Source organism: Halomonas sp. GFAJ-1, from assembly GCA_002966495.1.
In the GTDB taxonomy this organism is placed as follows: Bacteria; Pseudomonadota; Gammaproteobacteria; order Pseudomonadales; family Halomonadaceae; genus Vreelandella.
Genome location: CP016490.1, coordinates 1818336 through 1835678 on the forward strand (window position 1 = coordinate 1818336; position 17343 = coordinate 1835678).

The 17343-nt window shown below is 54.2% G+C and carries 14 protein-coding genes; 7 read left to right on the forward strand and 7 right to left on the reverse strand.

All coding sequences use genetic code 11. The features are described from left to right. Positions 1-6: 6 nt before the first annotated feature. Genes BB497_08325 through BB497_08335 form a run of 3 tightly spaced genes read right to left on the reverse strand, consistent with a single transcriptional unit; the run spans position 7 to position 2945 of the window. The gene (locus tag BB497_08325; protein AVI62712.1) at positions 7-1560 is read right to left on the reverse strand and encodes a PAS domain-containing sensor histidine kinase; all 1554 of its coding nucleotides are present in this window, start codon (positions 1558-1560) and stop codon (positions 7-9) included. 3 nt (positions 1561-1563) lie between these two features. Further along, positions 1564-2232 (reverse strand): 2OG-Fe(II) oxygenase, encoded by a 669-nt coding sequence (locus tag BB497_08330; GenBank protein ID AVI62713.1) that lies wholly within the window; start codon positions 2230-2232, stop codon positions 1564-1566. Beyond that, the gene (locus BB497_08335; protein ID AVI62714.1) at positions 2229-2945 is read right to left on the reverse strand and encodes a coenzyme A pyrophosphatase; all 717 of its coding nucleotides are present in this window, start codon (positions 2943-2945) and stop codon (positions 2229-2231) included. The genes BB497_08330 and BB497_08335 overlap by 4 nt, the downstream gene beginning before the upstream one ends. 35 nt (positions 2946-2980) lie before the next feature. Between BB497_08335 and BB497_08340 the strand changes: the two genes are divergently transcribed. Next, positions 2981-3628 carry an ADP-ribose pyrophosphatase gene (locus BB497_08340; protein AVI62715.1) on the forward strand — a complete coding sequence of 216 codons (648 nt, stop codon included), beginning with the start codon at positions 2981-2983 and terminating at the stop codon, positions 3626-3628. 5 nt (positions 3629-3633) lie between these two features. Here BB497_08340 and BB497_08345 read toward each other — a convergent pair whose 3' ends face one another. Further along, positions 3634-3945, reverse strand: coding sequence for an NGG1p interacting factor NIF3 (locus BB497_08345; protein ID AVI64304.1), 312 nt, complete (start codon positions 3943-3945; stop codon positions 3634-3636). A gap of 285 nt (positions 3946-4230) precedes the next feature. Between BB497_08345 and BB497_08350 the strand changes: the two genes are divergently transcribed. The 4 genes from BB497_08350 (at position 4231) to BB497_08365 (ending at position 11170) form a co-directional block, all read left to right on the forward strand. Continuing rightward, complete coding sequence (locus BB497_08350; protein AVI62716.1) at positions 4231-5691, forward strand: type I secretion protein TolC; 1461 nt, start codon at positions 4231-4233, stop codon at positions 5689-5691. 136 nt (positions 5692-5827) lie between these two features. Next, positions 5828-7102 (forward strand): efflux transporter periplasmic adaptor subunit, encoded by a 1275-nt coding sequence (locus BB497_08355; protein AVI62717.1) that lies wholly within the window; start codon positions 5828-5830, stop codon positions 7100-7102. Next, a complete protein-coding gene (locus BB497_08360) occupies positions 7102-10287 on the forward strand; it encodes an RND transporter (protein AVI62718.1) in 3186 nt (1061 codons plus the stop codon). Before BB497_08355 ends, BB497_08360 begins: the two co-directional genes overlap by 1 nt. Before the next feature lie 202 nt (positions 10288-10489). Further along, positions 10490-11170 carry a hypothetical protein gene (locus BB497_08365; protein ID AVI62719.1) on the forward strand — a complete coding sequence of 227 codons (681 nt, stop codon included), beginning with the start codon at positions 10490-10492 and terminating at the stop codon, positions 11168-11170. Positions 11171-11180: 10 nt separating this feature from the next. Here BB497_08365 and BB497_08370 read toward each other — a convergent pair whose 3' ends face one another. Together BB497_08370 and BB497_08375 are read right to left on the reverse strand one after the other, a co-directional pair. Further along, the gene (locus BB497_08370; protein ID AVI62720.1) at positions 11181-12107 is read right to left on the reverse strand and encodes an alpha/beta hydrolase; all 927 of its coding nucleotides are present in this window, start codon (positions 12105-12107) and stop codon (positions 11181-11183) included. 67 nt (positions 12108-12174) lie between these two features. After that, on the reverse strand, positions 12175-12786 hold the full coding sequence (locus BB497_08375) for a TetR family transcriptional regulator (GenBank protein AVI62721.1): 612 nt from the start codon (positions 12784-12786) through the stop codon (positions 12175-12177). 235 nt (positions 12787-13021) lie between these two features. On the opposite strand from BB497_08375, the gene BB497_08380 reads away from it, so the two are divergent. Continuing rightward, positions 13022-14053: a succinylglutamate desuccinylase gene (locus BB497_08380; GenBank protein ID AVI62722.1), complete on the forward strand. Its 1032-nt coding sequence runs from the start codon at positions 13022-13024 to the stop codon at positions 14051-14053. A gap of 163 nt (positions 14054-14216) precedes the next feature. Continuing rightward, the gene (locus tag BB497_08385; protein ID AVI62723.1) at positions 14217-15665 is read left to right on the forward strand and encodes a catalase; all 1449 of its coding nucleotides are present in this window, start codon (positions 14217-14219) and stop codon (positions 15663-15665) included. Positions 15666-15713: 48 nt separating this feature from the next. Here BB497_08385 and BB497_08390 read toward each other — a convergent pair whose 3' ends face one another. Continuing rightward, positions 15714-16745, reverse strand: coding sequence for a tRNA dihydrouridine synthase DusA (locus BB497_08390; protein AVI64305.1), 1032 nt, complete (start codon positions 16743-16745; stop codon positions 15714-15716). Positions 16746-17343: the final 598 nt, after the last annotated feature.

Genomic DNA, 17343 nt, shown 5'->3' on the forward strand with positions numbered 1-17343 from the left:
TAACGCCTAGCGTTCATTATGAGCTGGGGTTTCGGCGCGTAAGGTAACATCAAAGCATGCGCCGCCAAGCGGTTCTGCCGAACGCAAGGCAAGTGCGCCTCCCATACTCTCCATTAATGATCGGCTAATGGCCAACCCCATTCCTAGCCCCTCATCGCGAGTGGTGAAAAAAGCATCGAAGATCGCGTGGCGATGTTCAGGTGCGATGCCTGACCCTTGATCTTCCACGCTAAGCGTAACCTGACGACTGCCGCTCATATAAGCACGAATAACCACGTGCTCAGCACTATGCTGTTCGCGGCTAGCCGTCAGCGCATTGAGTAGTAAGTTAACAATGACTTGCTCCAGGGCAATGGGGTCAGCGTAAATGCGCGGCAGCTCAGGGGGGAGGCATGGGGACAGCTTTATCGCCCCCTGCTGGTATTGCCAATCACATAGCTGGCAGGCGGCTATTACCACATCCTCGAGGACGATAGGGCGAACGCGATGGCTGCGCTTACGCACAAAACTGCGCATGTGACGAAGCCGCTGTGCGAGACGCTGCACCTGCTCATCAATACGCGACAACGGGAGCAGTAATTCTTTAGCAGGCAGTTCAGGGGTTTGCTGGGACTTAAAAAGCGCTCCGCTAGTGTAATTAGCAATGGCGCCAAGGGGCTGGTTTATTTCGTGGGCAATGTTGGAGGCCAGCTCTCCAGCCGCTGCTAAACGGTTAGCGTGAGCAATTTGCTCCTGATGGCGCCGGGCTTGGGCTTCGGCGGCCTTGCGAACGCTAATGTCGCGGTTGATAAGCGCAAAGTGCCCGGGTTCTGCTCCTCGGCTACGGTGGGCAAGCACCACGCTTAATACGGGAACAGAGTTGCTTGCACCCCGCATTTCCAGTTCGCCGCTCCAAGAGCCGTAGCGTTCCACTGCGGGGAAAACGACCTCTTTAAGTAACGCAAGAGAGTCCGCCTGATAAAGCTGCTGGAGTGCGACCTGCATAGCGTCTTTAGGTAGCCTAAAACAGCGGCGGGCGGCTTCATTGGCACCAAAGATGTGCTGATTGGGGCCTAAAAACAGCACGTAGTCGGTGGTGGATTCTACCACCTGGGCTAAGCGTTCCCGCGTGGCCTCAGCATGAATTCGTCGTCCAACATCCCGTGATACACATAAAATATCGATCAATTCACCCGTAACGCTATCGCGGCGGGTGCGGCTGGTGGTTTCAAACCAGACGTAGTGGCCCGCCTTGGCGCGAAACCGGTACGTCTGCTGATAAAAACCGTCGTGGTAGTACACCTGGGGAGATTTGCTAAGCAGGTCGTCTAAATCGGCAGGGTGGAAAAGTTGGTATGCAGAAACGCCGATAAGCTCGTCGGGCTCATAACCTAATAAATCCCGCGCCGCTTGGGAAGCGTATAGGAACGTGCCATCACGGGCATGGCGAGAGATCAGATCGGTGGTGCTCTCTGCTAGCCACTGGTAGTGGCACTTCTCCTCTTCCAACGCCGCATTGCGTGCTTCTAGTGCTGCAATTTTACTGTGCAGCGCGGCCTCGTCTTTATTAGTCTGGTGCATTATTTAATGTGCCGGGTCAAGCACGCCACCCAGCGAGGCGTTACGCCTGAACCAGCCCGCGATGCTGGCACGGGGTTGCTGGGTGGGCAGCACTTCATGGGGTATAGATTCGGATAAAAAGCAGGCGAAGGTACCCGCCTCAGGTACCACGCGCGCCACCTCTTGAGTGGGATCGTCAGGGTGATAAATGACCATTTCACCGCCGCCATCGCTGGGCCAGTCAGGGTTTAAGTAGCCGACGGTAGAAATGATACGGTTAGCGCGTCCCTTAAAACTATCCAAATGGCGCTGATAAAATGCGCCAGGCGGATAGTGGGCAAAGTGCGCTTCATACTCAAATAAGCCGAGAAACAGCGCCTGATTGAGCGACTGCTGCAGCTCTCCCATGGCGTTAAGGTAGAGGCGCTGAGCTTCACTTTCACGATCCAGCCAATGAATGGCATCGCCCCGGACATCTTTACGAAGGTGGTGGTGCTGGCCACGACCAATGCCTGCTTCATTAAGCGCATCGTGCTCGGCCATGTGCAGCAGCTCGCGATACAAGGCTTGGCAAAGCGCTGAGTCAATGACCTTAGTACCGACGTACCAGCCTTGTTCGACCAGTGCTTCGACTAAGGCATTGTGTGCCGCAGGTGCAAAAACGGGCGGGGTTTGCAGGTCAGATGCGATCATTTTGGGTTTCTCATGCCAGGGTGGCGGGCTGACGTGTGCGGGCGGCTTCTTCTTTCAGGAAAGTGTCGTAACGCGCCGACGGGGCGCTGGTGGAGGTTAATGGGCATACCAAACCCCTCGGCCAATAGCTCCACCAGCATCATCGCTGAAAGCCCCCAAATCACATGACCATCAACATGGTAGCTGGGCACATAGTGGGTAATGCCATCTACCGTAATGACGTCGGTATGGGTACGCTTATCATCTAGAAAGTGGCTTAGCGGTACTTCAAAAATAGCGTCTAGCTCGGACGGGTCAGCCACCAAGGGCAAGTCCGGTGGAATAATGCCCACCCAGGGCGTCACGCGAATGCCGTGGAGCGAAATAACGTCTGATAGGCGCCCCAGGGGTTGCACCAGCCCTGGCGCTAACGCAATCTCTTCCATGGCCTCCCGTAGGGCAGTGGCGTAAAGGTCGGTATCGCCCGCTTCGCGTTTGCCACCCGGAAATGCCACTTGGCCGCTGTGGGTGTTTAGGTGGCTTGCCCGGCGGGTAAAGAGTAGCGTTGGGGCTGGACGCTCAACAATAGGCAGTAATACAGCCGCCTCTGGTAGCTTAACGTGGTCTAACCGTTGAGGCGTGTGCTGTTGCAGCTGTTTGCGTAGAGTCTCTAACATAGGGGTTCCATTTGCTTTGTTCCCTTTTACCCAGCCGCGGTGATCAACGTCAAGCATGTTGACGCCTATTCCCACAGCCCAGAGAAAACGCGATGAACTTTTGTAGTCAGTGTGGAGAAAAAGTCCGTTTTGCTGTTCCCGAAGGAGACGACCGCTCTCGTTACCTATGCGATGCTTGCGGCACCATCCACTACCAAAATCCGCGCATTGTGGCGGGTACGCTGCCCATCAGTGGCTCAAAAGTGCTGCTGTGTAAACGAGCGATAGCCCCGCGCAAAGGGTACTGGACATTACCGGCTGGCTACATGGAGAACGCTGAAACCACCCAGCAGGCCGCTATGCGGGAAACCTGGGAAGAAGCCTTCGCTGAGGTTGACCTAGGCGAGCTATACACGCTCATCGACCTGCCGCATATCAATCAAGTGTATATGATTTTTCTCGCCGACTTGCTAGGGGGCTTCAGTGCAGGCCCGGAGAGCTTGGAAGTAGCCCTATTTGAAGAGCATGAAATCCCGTGGGACGCGCTGGCATTTCCCACCATAGAGCGTACATTGCAGCACTACTATGCAGATCGCAAAAGCGTGGCAGATCGCAAAAGCGTGGCAGATCGCAAAAGCGTGGCAGATCGTAAAAACGCGGCTGACCATACAGCCGGTGTAGCCCGTCAACGCGCCGACTATCCGCTGCATAGTAGTACGATTATGCCTGAAGACCGCGAGCGCTATTTCGGCAGCGCCTAAGCGCTTTAAAAATCGGCAAGTTGCCAAACGTCATAGGCCACTTCTTCATAAGGATGAGCGAGCTTTAGTGCAGTAATGGCCGCTTTAATCAGCTCATCCTCGCACACCAGCTCGATTTTATACTCTTCCACGGTTTCAAGCGCCCCTACCTGCCCCATATGCGGGTTTGCGCCTTTCAGCGGGCGGAACTGCCCAGTGCCCCGGGTTTGAAAGCAGCAGGCTTCATAATCGCCTATCCGGCCTGCGCCGGTTTCAAACACGGCTTCTTTCACATTTTCGGCATTTTCAACGGGAACAAAAAACGCAAGCTTGTACATACCCATACGCCTCTTAGTTGTTTGAATCAACGTGCCCAAAAGCAGTATCAATGATAGGCGCTTAGCGGCCAAGACGTTGGTAGATTTCGTTAGCCGAAACCTAAAAGGGTGCCTGCTCAAGATGCTTTGGGCTAAGGTAAGGGAGTGCAGGCTTGACAAGTTGTTTGTCCATACAATTGGACGAAGTACAAGTCTGGCATACATACATGAATGTAACTATAATGCCACTCCTTCTGAATGGCATACGTGTTGCGCCATCCTACGCTGACACCTAGAGGCAACCCCATGCGACTGGCACACTGGGCAGTCAATGCCCCTTTTCGTCCCCTGCTGTTAGCAGTGCTTACGTCTTCCTTGATGCTGCCTGCTCACGCAGCAGACCTAGTGACTATTACGCGTGATGCGCTCAACAATAATGCGACATTGGCTTCGGCACGCGCTGATTTTTCCAGTGTGGAAGCGTCACGAGATGTGGTGCGCGGTGGTTTACTGCCGCAGGTAAATGCCTCAGGTAACGTGGTCCATAACCGCCAGTATGAAAGCCAAAACTCGGCAAGAGCCGGTGCTGTTACTGATCCAACCACCCCAGGTGCAGGCGTCAGCGATGACAACTTCAATACGGCATCGCTTTCGCTAGAAGCTTCACAGGCACTGTTTAATGCGGTCACCCGTCATGAAGTAAGCCAAGCTGAGCGTCAAATCGACCAGCAGGTGTACTTGTTGGCGGCCACCGAGCAACAATTGTTGATTGATGTGGCGGGTGCCTACTTTGACATTCTGCGTGCTCATGAGGTTTTAGAGGCGCGCTTGGCGCAGGAACGTGCGATTGGCCGCCAGTTAGAGCAGGCCAGCGAGCAGTTTGAGGTAGGGCTGATTGCAATTACTGAAGTGGAAGAAGCGCGGGCAAGTTTTGACCAGTCCCGGGCCGACCGTATTGCCGCTGAGAGTAATCTGCAGGTGGCATTTGAAGTGCTTGAACAGCTCACTGGACGCCGCTATGCCAATATCGATGCGTTAGGTGATATGCCCGTGGTCTTGCCCTCCCCAAGCAGCCGCGATTACTGGGTGGAGCAAGCTATTGAGCGTAATCCGCAAGTATTGGCCCAGCGGGCAGGTATCGAGCTTTCTAGAGTTGGCGTAGAGATTGCTCGGGCAGGCCGTCTTCCCAGCGTTCAGGCGTTTGCGAACTATCGGTATGCTGAAAGTGATAGCGACCTTGCCAGTGGTCATGACTCATCCAGCCAATTGGGGGTCTCGGCTAACTTGCCTATTTATACGGGCGGCAGCACGAGCGCCAGTATTCGCCAGGGCACCTTCCAGCTTGAGCGCAGCCAGTACGACTTTGAGTCTCAGCGCCGCGCTACGATTCAGCAGGTACGCTCGCTGTATACCCAAGTCAGCAATAACGTCGAGACGGTGGAGGCACGCCAGCAGGCGATTGTTTCTACCCGCAGCGCATTAGAAGCCACCCGGGCGGGCTACGAAGTCGGCACGCGTAACATCGTCGACGTGTTAAACGCCGAACAAAATCTCTATAACGCCATCGCCAACTTTGCAGAGGCCCGCTACGACTACGTGGTGAACCTCCTTTCTCTACGACAGCAGGCAGGGTTGCTAGATGTTGCCGCGATTGAAGAGGTAAATGCCTGGCTGACCGGTGATCCCGTGAGTTTTACCCTTCCTGAAAGCGGTGACGCTTACCAGGGTGCGCTGGATATTGGCGCTCCGCCCACGCCCGACGCCTAGCGACAGCAATGCCCGCAATGATTACCACGCTTGTGATACCCACTTAGTATTAGAAGTATCTACTTAGCGCCAGATTGAATGAGCGCTGTGTTGCTATCCGTCAATGTTCAAAAAAAGATGAATGGGAATTCGACGTATGAAGAAAATGATTCACTCAGGTAGAGCGAGTCTAGTGACGCTGATAGCTGCACTGGCGCTGGCAGCCTGCGGGCAAGAGCAGCCGCAACAGCAGCAGGCGCAGCAGGAAGCGCCTGCTCATGCGGTGGAAGTCGCCGAAGTAGCTCGGCAGGATATACCGCTGAATAAGTCTTACCCGTCACTGCTGCGTAGCGATAGTGAAGTAACGCTCGTCGCGCGGGTAAGCGGCTTTCTGGAAGAGCGCCATTTTGAGCCTGGGCAGTTAGTCGAGCAGGGCGATCGGCTCTATACCATCGAGCCGGACCTTTATCAGGCTACGGTTAATCAGCGCGATGCTGACCTACAGAGCGCCCGCGCTGAGCTAGCCCGCGCCCAGCGCGATGCCCAGCGTTTTGAACAGCTATTGAGCCAAAACTCAGTGAGCCGCCAGCAGTATGATCAAGCCTTAGCGGATCAACGGGTTGCCCAGGCGCGGGTTGCTCAAGCGGAAGCCGCACTCACCAGCGCCAATCTTGATTTAGGCTATGCCAACGTCACCGCCCCGGTATCGGGAATGATCAGCTTAAGCCAAATCAACGTCGGCAACCTAGTGAACCCCGGAACAGAGCTTGCCACCATCACGCCGCTAGACCCCCTTGAAGTGCGTTTCCAACTGCCCCAGCGAGATGCATTTGAACTACGCCGACAGCTTGGAGAGGAGAGTGAGGCTTCTGATATCACCGCCCGCCTGACAGTGCCTGGGCTAAGCGGTGGCAGTGGTTCTGAGCTTGAAGGGCAATTGAACTACCTTGGCTCACGGGTAGATGGTGGCACCAGTACGGTTCAGGCCTCGGCTAGCTTTGCTAACCCTGACGGTGCCGTTCTGCCTGGGCAGTTTGTGCGAGTACGCCTTGAAGGTCTAAAGCGCTTTAACGTGATTGCTGTGCCGGAAATTGCCGTGACCCAGGGGCTGATGGGGCCGCGTGTGTTTGTGCTGGATGAAGAGAGCAAAGCCCGTGAGCGTACCGTTCAGCTCGGCGACGTAGCAGGCCCTTGGCAGATAATTGTAGATGGCCTTGAAGAGGGTGAGCGCGTCATTGTTGGTGATACCGCCGGGGTGGAGCCGGGCCGGAAGATTGAACCTAAGCGTTTTGAAGACAACGCGGGAGAGTTGGTTGAGCGCGCTGAAGAAGTCGAAGCTGAGGAGCAGCAAGCACAGGCTGAAGCAGCTGAAGAGATGGCCGAAGGTGCTGGGGATATGCCAGCAGACGAAGGGGAAGAGGGCGCGCAATAATGAATTTTTCCAACTTCTTTATCAGTCGTCCGATTTTCGCCACGGTGCTGGCGATTATCCTGACGCTGGTAGGCTCCCTGGCGATGCGAATACTGCCCATTGAGCAGTATCCCAGCGTTGTGCCGCCTACGGTCTCAGTGCAAGCCCAGTTCCCTGGGGCGGATGCTGAAACGGTGGCGCAAACAGTGGCAGCGCCCCTTGCTGAGGCCATTAACGGCGTTGAGGACATGCTCTACATGACCTCTAACAGCGCCGACAACGGCATTATGAGCTTGAGCGTGGCGTTTAATATCGGTACCGATGGTGATATCAACACCATCAACGTGAACAACCGGGTGCAGGGCGCGCTCTCACAGCTGCCCGAAGCCGTGCAGTCCCAGGGGGTAAGGGTTGAATTGCGCTCTGATTCGATTCTGATGCTGGTGGCGCTGACCTCGCCGAACGGTGATTACAACAATGTTTACATGCAGAACTACGCCACCCTTAATATTCTTGACGAACTGCGCCAAGTACCCGGTGTGGGTAACGCTGAGGTGTTGGGCGGCGGCGAGTTCGCCATGCGTATTTGGATGGACCCAGATAAGCTGGCCCAGTACGACTTAACCCCCAGCGAAGTAGCAACCGCCATACGGGCGCAAAACACCGAAATCCCTGCGGGTAACTTAGCGGCAACGCCACAAAGTGAACCGCGTGCTTATACTTATACGATTACTGCTGGTGGGCGTTTATCAGATACAGATGATTTTCGTAACATTTATCTGCGCACCAATCCAGATGGCTCTTCATTGCGCTTGGAAGACGTTGCGCGTATTGAGCTAGGGGCTTCGTTTTACGGGGTAAACGCGCGCTTAAATGGTGCGACGATGACACCTATCATCATCAACCAGCAGCCGGGGGCTAATGCCCTTTCAACGGCTGAAGCGGTGCGCGACACGATGGAAGAGCTGGCGGTTCGCTTTCCGCCGGGGCTTGAGTATGTGACACCCTACGATACAACGCTGTTCATCGATGCATCGGTGGAAACGGTACTCAAAACCTTTATCGAAGCTTTTCTGATCGTTATTGTCATCCTGTTTATTTTTCTACAGAACTGGCGCTTTACCGTTATCGCTATGTCGGTGGTGCCGGTATCGGTTATTGGTACCTTTGCGGGCTTCTACCTGTTTGATTTCTCGATCAACTTACTGACGCTATTTGCGTTAGTGCTGTCGATCGGGATAGTGGTGGATGATGCCATTCTTGTGGTAGAGAACGTTGAGCGGGTGCTTAGCGAAGAGGAAGACATTAGCGTTCGCGATGCCACTATTCGTGCCATGAAAGAAGTAGGCGGCCCCGTCATTGCCACCTCCCTGATTATGGCTGCCGTCTTTGTGCCGGTAGCTTTCATGGGTGGTTTTACCGGGCAAATTTATCAGCAGTTTGCGATTACCGTGACGATATCGGTGGCGCTCTCGGCATTAATGGCCTTGACCTTCACGCCAGCGCTTTCCGCCATTTTCATTAAGCACAACCTGCATAAAACCAAACAGACTGCATTTAGGCGCGCGATCACCACACCGCTACGCCTGTTCGATCGCCTGTTTGCAGGCATCACAGCCGTGTATATGTGGGGTGTGAAAAAGTTGGTGCGCTTCTGGGTGCTGGCGCTGGCCCTCACAGTGGCTACTAGCGTGGGTTCCTATTGGCTATATGCTAATACGCCCTCTACGCTGGTGCCCGAAACCGACCAGGGTATTGTGCTGGTAAGCGTGTCGCTACCGGATGCAGCGTCGCTTGACCGTACCCAAAACTATATGGCCAAGCTGAGCGCGGCCATTGAAGATATCCCCGGCGTGGAGTACTCCTCAGCGGTAGCGGGGTATGACATTCTCTCCAGTGCGGTGAATACAGCACGCGGCATTATGTTTATTAATATGCATCCCTGGGCGGAGCGCGATTTAACCGCTGATGAGTTGGTAGGCCGCATTATGCAGTTAGGCGCCAGTATCGATGGTGGCTCTGCGATGGCGTTTAACGTACCGCCGATTATGGGGCTTTCAACCACCGGTGGTTTTACCGGCTTTTTGCAATCGTTTGATGGCGCTTCGCCGCGAGAGTTGTATGAAGCCTCGCTGCAAATTATGGGGGCCGCGAATCAGCATCCGGCGTTGAACCGAGTATTCTCAACGTTCAACGTCAATGTGCCCTCCTTCCGGGCTGAAATTGATCAGCAGAAGGCGCTCAGCTATGGCGTAGCGTTAGAGAACATTTCCTCAGCGCTCTCAAATACCTTTGGCAACGGCTTTGTTAACTTCTTTAGCTACCAAAACCGTAACTTCCAGGTCTATCTACAGAACGAAGATGAGTTCCGTAAGACTCCTGAAGATATTAATAGCGTGTTTGTACGGGGCGGTAATGGCGAACGTATCCCGCTTTCCGAGTTTGTTACTCTTGAACGCCAGGTGGGCCCTTCTGTGGTTTCCCGGTTCGGCGTTTATACGGGTGCACAGTTCCAAGGTGGCCCTGCCGAAGGGTATAGCTCGGCACAGGCCATTGAGGCTATGGAAGCCTTGGTGTTAGACACCCTTGGCCCTAATTGGGGTATGGGTTGGACGGGCACGGCCTATCAGGAAGCAAACTTGGGTAATACCGCAACCCTAGCGATTGTGTTTGGTATCTTAATGGTCTTCTTGATTCTAGCGGCTCAGTACGAAAGCTGGTCGCTGCCTTTAGCGGTACTGACCGCCACCCCGTTTGCTTTCTTAGGCGGTATTGGGGGGATTGTGCTGCGAGGCTTGGATACCAGTGTCTACGTGCAGATCGGTATGCTGGTGGTCGTGGGGTTGGCGGCCAAGAACGCTATTTTGATTGTCGAGTTTGCCGAACTGCAGCGTAAAGAGCAGGGTAAGACGATCCGTGAAGCCGCTATTACGGCTGCTGAATTGCGCTTTCGGCCGATTGTCATGACATCACTGGCGTTTATCTTTGGTACGTTGCCCTTGGCATTAGCCTCAGGTGCTAGCGACGTGAGTAGCCACCATATCGGCACAACCGTGGCGATGGGGATGGCCTCGGTGGCAGTGCTGGGTAGCCTGTTCATTCCTAGCTTCTACGCGATGATTGCGACGGTATCTGACTGGCTCTACCGCAAACGACACCCTAATCAAACGGCCAGTTCCCCCGCACTAGAGCACGACCAGCACTAGCGTAACAGGGGGGTACTAAGCGGGCATCACGGACAACGTGATGCCCGCTTTTTTATGCCTGGCTGATACGCGTCAAGGCTATGCGCTACGCAGAAGCGTAATGTGGACTACGCTAATAGAGACCATCATTTTCAGCTTGTACTAATAAAGATAAAACCAAGCGAAAATATTACTAGCCTGTTGGTCTGGAGGAGGTCACGCTATGCAAACCTTGATTTCTGCCGCTGTGCAATTTCCGACCGCTGTTTTCACGTTCCTACTGGCCCTGATTGTGCTGTATTGGCTACTGGTGCTAGTCAGGGTAGCGCCTCTTGAGCTATTCGAACGAGATAGCCTGCGTGACGACCATACGGCCAGTACGCTTGTTTCACTGGGCTTTGCCGGTGTGCCTGCCACGCTTGCGCTAAGCATTCTAGTGCTCCTGGCGGGGGCTATCTCACTGGCTGTTGAGTTATTGGTGCTGCGTTGGCTACCGCTGGGTATGTTAAGAGTGCCTGTAGGTGTGCTTGTGCTATGGGGGTCGCTAGCCGTTGCCTCGCCCATTGCGGCGGCCATATGCCATGCCCTTCAGCGTGGGCTACATCGCTACCAACCGTTTAAACGGCGCTGCTTATTGGGGGCTACCGTTGTTGTGACAGAGCCTCAGCAGGATGGGTGCGCTACCTCACTGCTCGATGATGAGCCGAATAGTTTTATCAAGCTGCACTGCAAAGCTGGTGATACTCCCCGATTGGGTGAACGCCGGGTATTGGTGAAATACCTAGCCGAAGAGGGCGCGTATCGCAGCGTGCTGGAACAGCAGTATCTAGAGACGCGCGTTTGGTTAAGCAAGCTGCGGCTGCACCATAAACAGCAGCAGCGGTCGAACGGCTATTCCGCCTAGCCATCACTGCCTAGCGGTTAAATAACCGCCGCCACTGTTTGCTTAGCCAAAGGATCAGTGGCTGGGTAGTGGCCACCTCTGCGGGGGCGGTGTAAGTGGGGATAGCGGTGTCGAGAAACTGAAGGATGGGGGCGGCCTGCTCCGGCTGGTTAAGCATGGGGGCGTGGCCGCAATTAGCCACGGTTAACGTTTGCAGCGATGGCTGTGCCTTGGCCATACGTGGCAGCGTTTCGGCATCTAATAAAGTAGATTCGGCGCCGCGAATGACCATCACCGGGCAGCGAATATTTGCCCACTCCTTCCACATGTCCCGAGGGGTGTCGTGGACAAATTGTTCCCCGATGCGCGGGTCAAAATGGTAGGTCCAACTGCCGTCGGGTAAGCGCCGTGCACTATTGAGCGCTAACTCGCGCCACTCCTGTTCATGGGTAAGCCCAAAGCTTGCGTAATGCTGCTTTAACTCTGCGTGTAAGTCGGCAAAATTATTGAAGCGGTGAGCAACGCCAAAATAGCTAGAGAGTGAAATCAAACCCTGCGGGTTAAGCTCAGGACCCACGTCGTTTAGGATCAGCCGCTTTATGCGGTTACTGTGCTGTGGGTCGGCAGCCATTAGCATGCCTAGTAGCCCGCCCATAGAGGTGCCTAACCAGTCTACCTGTTGCAATTTAAAGTGGTCTAAAACGCCAAGTGCAACGGTTATATAGTGGCTATAGAGATAGTCATGGGCGGGGAACAGGGACCAACTGGAAAGTCCTCGACCGGGCGTGTCCGGTGCGATGATGCGCCACTCGCCGCCTAGTTGCTGGGCGAGTGCGGAAAAGTCACCGCCGTGGCGGGCAAGACCATGCCAAGCAATTAACGTGCGCGGGGCATTGGGGTTCCAAATGCGTACGGCGATATCGAGTTCTCGAACGCGTATAAATTCCAGTGCATCCATAAAGCACTCCTAAGCTGTGGGTCTCACCAGTATAGGAGTAGTGCTGCATTGCAGCAAAAGCCTTGTGTTAACGTTTAACTAGGAAAATGAATGTATCTATCATTTTGCCGCTGCGCTCATCAATGGAATAAACACTGGGATTGCGAAGCCAGTCATGGAATAGGCCACCCAACATAGACTGCATCATCTGTGTTGCAACCTCTGGGCTAAGGCCATCACGCAGTAGTTGCTGATGTTGTGCAAGCTTAAATACCGCTAGCATCTCATCAAAACATTCCTTAGCAATTTTATCCTGCATTTCTAAAGGATTAATGTCACTGAAGAATTCGCAGCGATGCATCAAGATAGACAATATCCTTTGATATGAAGGCTGCTCAAGCCTAGCCATACCGGTGTGGCAGGCTCGGCGAATTGATTCTAACGGCGAAATATCAGCGTCGGATATATCCACTTCGTCCATCAATGACTGAAAAGGCATGCGGACACGCTCAACTAACGCTTTAAAGAGGTCCGCCTTATCTTTGAAATGCCAGTAAACTGCTCCACGGGTAAGGCCAGCATGGCGGGCAATCTGCTCTAGTGATGTGCGAGCTACGCCTTTCGCGAAAAACACTTCTTCAGCAGCATCCAGCAGCGCTTCGCGAGTAGCTGCGGCTTCTGCTTTGGTCTTTCTGGCCATGAAAACGTAACCTCACTATCGATGCGGACGCGCGCATTTTATCTGAAAACGGGTGGTTTTACATTCAAAACTGTATGGTTGGTGGGTGAGCGCCTCAGCATGAGTGAGCAAAATCGTTCTTTATAATGAGTGAGCGTATAAGATGCGTGTATGAGCCGAGTGTTAAAGCACCGTTTTAAAACGTATGTCGTTACTCGTAGAGTACCCACTCTACGCCCGTTATAGGAAGAACAGCATGGCACGAGCCCCCATAGAATTAGCTGGACATACCATTCAGCCCGGCCAGCGCTTACAAATTGATATGCCAGTTGCACGTTTATATACCCATACGCCGCTGCATATTCCGCTTGAAGTGGTACATGGCCGCAAGGCGGGGCCGGTGATGCTGGTGTGCGGTGGCATTCACGGCGATGAAATTAATGGTGTCGAGATCGTGCGGCGATTACTGCGCTCAAAAGCAATTAATAGCCTGCGGGGTACGCTGATCGCGGTGCCGGTCGTTAATGTCTTCGGTTTTTTACAACAAACCCGCTACCTGCCTGACCGGCGCGATTTAAATCGCTGCTTTCCGGGCAGCGAAAAAGGCTCGCTCGGCGGCCGCATTGCGGCGCTATTTCGTGAGCAGATAGTCGACCAAGCAACGCATATTATCGACCTGCACACCGGGGCGATTCACCGCACAAATTTACCGCAAATTCGCGCCCAGCTAAGTGCGGGTAGCGAAACAGAGCGCATGGCAGATGCGTTTGGTGCGCCGGTAATTCTCAATGCGGAGCTGCGGGAAGGGAGCCTTCGGCATTACGCGCAGAACCGCGGGATACCGGTACTCACTTACGAAGCGGGTGAGGCGCTGCGCTTTGATGAGTGGGCCATTACGCCAGGTGTGCGGGGCGTTTTACGGGTAATGCGCCGGTTGGACATGCTAGCCGGCGCTCAGCGGCAGCGCTCCTCGGCACCTGCTGAACTGGCTAATGGATCCAGTTGGGCACGGGCACCTATCGACGGCATATTGCGCCCTAAAGTGCGCCTAGGCGCGCGGGTGGCCAAAGGCGAAGTGCTGGGCAAGGTCGCGGACCCTTTCGGTAATGATGAGGATGAGGTGCTCTCTATGGCTGACGGCATTGTGATTGGCATGAGCCGACTGCCGCTGGCCAACGAAGGTGAAGCGCTTTATCACATCGCTCGTTTTGATGAGATTGAGGAGGCAGAAACCGCGATTGAAAGCTTTCAATCTAGCCTTACACCGCCGCCTGATGCGATGTATTAACACTTTTATACACCGTCGAACCCATGCCACGGATGGCGCGATACCGGCTTATTAGCTATACCTATGTGGGTACCGTTTAAGCTTACGTTAACAACGCTGCAATGGGCGGTGCTTTCCAGTGGTACAGGCCGTGCCACGTCGAACGCGACATGGAGGAAGAGTAATGACGAGCAGTAAGTATACAACTAACGAAGCGGGCATCCCGGTTTCCAGCGACGAACACTCCCTTTCTGTGGGTGCCGATGGCCCCATTGTCATGCATGACCACTATCTCATGGAGCAAATGGCGGCGTTTAACCGAGAGATGATTCCCGACCGCCAGCCCCACGCAAAAGGTAGTGGCGCCTTTGGCCATTTTGAAGTTACCCAAGATGTCAGTAAGTACACCAAAGCAAAATTTCTTCAGCCGGGCACTAAGACGGATGTACTGATCCGTTTTTCGACGGTGGCCGGGGAGAGCGGAAGCCCAGATACATGGCGTGACCCACGCGGCTTCTCGATTAAGTTTTACACCGACGAAGGTAATTTCGACATGGTGGGTAACAATACCCCCGTGTTTTTCGTCCGTGACCCTATGAAGTTCCAGCACTTTATTCACTCGCAAAAACGCCGCGCTGACAACGGTTTGCGGGATCACGATATGCAGTGGGATTTTTGGACACTGGCACCAGAGTCAGCCCACCAAGTGGCATGGCTAATGGGAGACCGAGGTGTGCCCGCCACGTGGCGGCATATGAATGGCTACTCCAGCCACACCTATATGTGGGTGAATGATGAAGGTGAACGGTTTTGGGTGAAATACCACTTCAAAACCGATCAAGGCATTAAGTGCATGACCCAGGAGCAAGCCGACCAAATGGCAGGCAGCGATGCCGATTACCATCGCCGTGACTTGTTCGAGGCAATCAAACGGGGTGACTACCCGTCCTGGACGCTGCAAATGCAGATCATGCCGTTTGAAGATGCCAAGACCTACCGCATCAACCCCTTCGACTTAACCAAAGTATGGCCCCATGATGACTACCCGCTGATGGAAGTGGGCAAGTTAACCTTGAACCGTAACCCGACGGACTTTCATAGCGAGATTGAGCAAGCCGCCTTTGAGCCTAACAACTCGGTGCCGGGCACGGGCTTCTCGCCGGATAAAATGCTGCTGGCGCGGGTGATTTCCTATGCGGACGCACACCGTGCTCGCTTGGGGGTAAACTACAAGCATATCCCGGTAAACGCGCCTAAATGCCCGGTACATAGCTACAGCCAGGGTGGCGCGATGCGAATTAAGCACTCTACCGACCCGGTATATACCCCCAACAGTAAAGGCGGCGCCAAGGCAGACCCTGAGCGCTTTCCAGAGGATGCGGTGTGGTCGACCGATGGCCAGCTGGTACGCTCTGCCTACACGCTGCGCCCTGATGACGATGATTGGAGCCAAGCCCACGCGCTTGTTCGCCAAGTGATGGATGACGAGCAGCGTGACCGGTTAGTTTCTAACGTGGTGGGCCACTTGTCTGGCGGCGTCACCGAACCCGTGCTAGAGCGCGCTTTTGAATACTGGCGCAATATTGATCAAGAGGTCGGTGAGCGCATTGAGAAAGGCGTGCGGGGTAGCTAAGCCGATAAGCGATTAACGATTTTACCCCGCTCATAACAGCCCGCTATGTTACAACGTGGCGGGCTGTTCTACTTCTAGCGGCTCGGTGGAGGGCTCACGCACTAAGCTGAGCGCTTCATCGTAAACACGCAAACCCACGCCCTCTTTGTGGGCGTGTTCTGACAAATGACGCCGAAAACGCCTGCCGCCCGAGCAGCCCTGAAATAGCCCCAGCAGGTGGCGGGTGATGTGATTCAACTTGGCCCCCTCATCCAACCGCTGCTGAATATAGGGGCGAAACGCCATGGCCGCCTCTAGGCGTGTTTTTGCTGGCCCAGGTTCGCCAAACAGCTGCGCATCGACACCTGCTAACAGCCACGGGTTTTGATACGCCTCACGGCCCACCATCACGCTATCCACGTGCATGAGCTGCGCCTGGCATTCATCGAGGGTTTTGATACCGCCGTTAATGCCAATATGGAGTTCAGGGTGGTGTTGCTTCAGACGATGAACGCGGGGGTAGTTAAGCGGCGGCACATCACGGTTCTGCTTAGGCGACAAACCCTGTAGCCACGCCTTACGCGCGTGAACGGTAAACACCTCACAGCCTGCATCCGCGACAATATTAATAAAGCGCGCCAAATCCGCATCTTCATCCTGATCATCAATCCCAATACGGCATTTCACCGTGACCGGGATCGACACCGCCGCCTGCATGGCGCGTATAGCCTCCGCTACTTTTTCAGGGTGGCCCATCAAGCAGGCGCCAATCATGTTGTTCTGCACGCGGTCGCTTGGGCAGCCCACGTTCAGGTTAACTTCATCATAGCCCCACGCCTCGGCAATCGCCGCGCACTCCGCAAGCTCCCCCGCATCGCTACCGCCCAGCTGTAAGGCAATAGGGTGCTCAACCTCGCTAAACCCCAAAAAGCGCTCACGGGGCGAGCCATGCAAAATCGCACCGGTCGTCACCATCTCGGTATACAGCAGCGCCCGCTTGGTTAAGGTGCGTGCGAATGCTCTGTAATCGCGGGTTGTCCAATCCATCATCGGGGCCACAGAAAACAGGCGGGCGGCGTTGGCAGGGCTTTCTTTTTTCATATCAATCACTTGCATACTTGGTATGCGGTATAAGTACACAAATCTATTGCCCTCTGATCGCGGCTATTCGCTAAATGAACAGCAGCACCATGGCCTAGCATGGTGGCCTATCAGACGTGGTGGGCGCGTTGGCGGGCAATTGTACGCAAGAAAGGGTAGGCAGCACAAAGTTCGCATTCAGGTGTGGAGGTTATACGTCAAGTCAGTATCGAGAGAGATACTGGAGTAAGTGAGCGTATCGTTGTTGCACCTGTGCAGTTATGGCGACCCAGTGTTAGCGGTACTTGGGTGTGAGTGTGGCGGTTTACACGGTGGGGTGTGAGCAGGCGTAAAAAAGCCCGCCGAGGCGGGCTGGTTTACTTGAATAAAATTTACCTTATAGGAAAATCGGCAAGTAAGGCCATAGCGTAAGCGCAAGATCGATTAGTCTTAATGATAAATCAAAGAGATACAGCACTATTTCGATATGTTTCATAGTTCCCTCCCAGTGTTTGAGCTTTCTTCGCCGCAAACCGGGGAGCTAAGATTTTTCAATTTTGAGTTGAAGAATACACAGAGTGTGTTAATTTTCATGTCAGGTAATGACCTATAGGTTGAA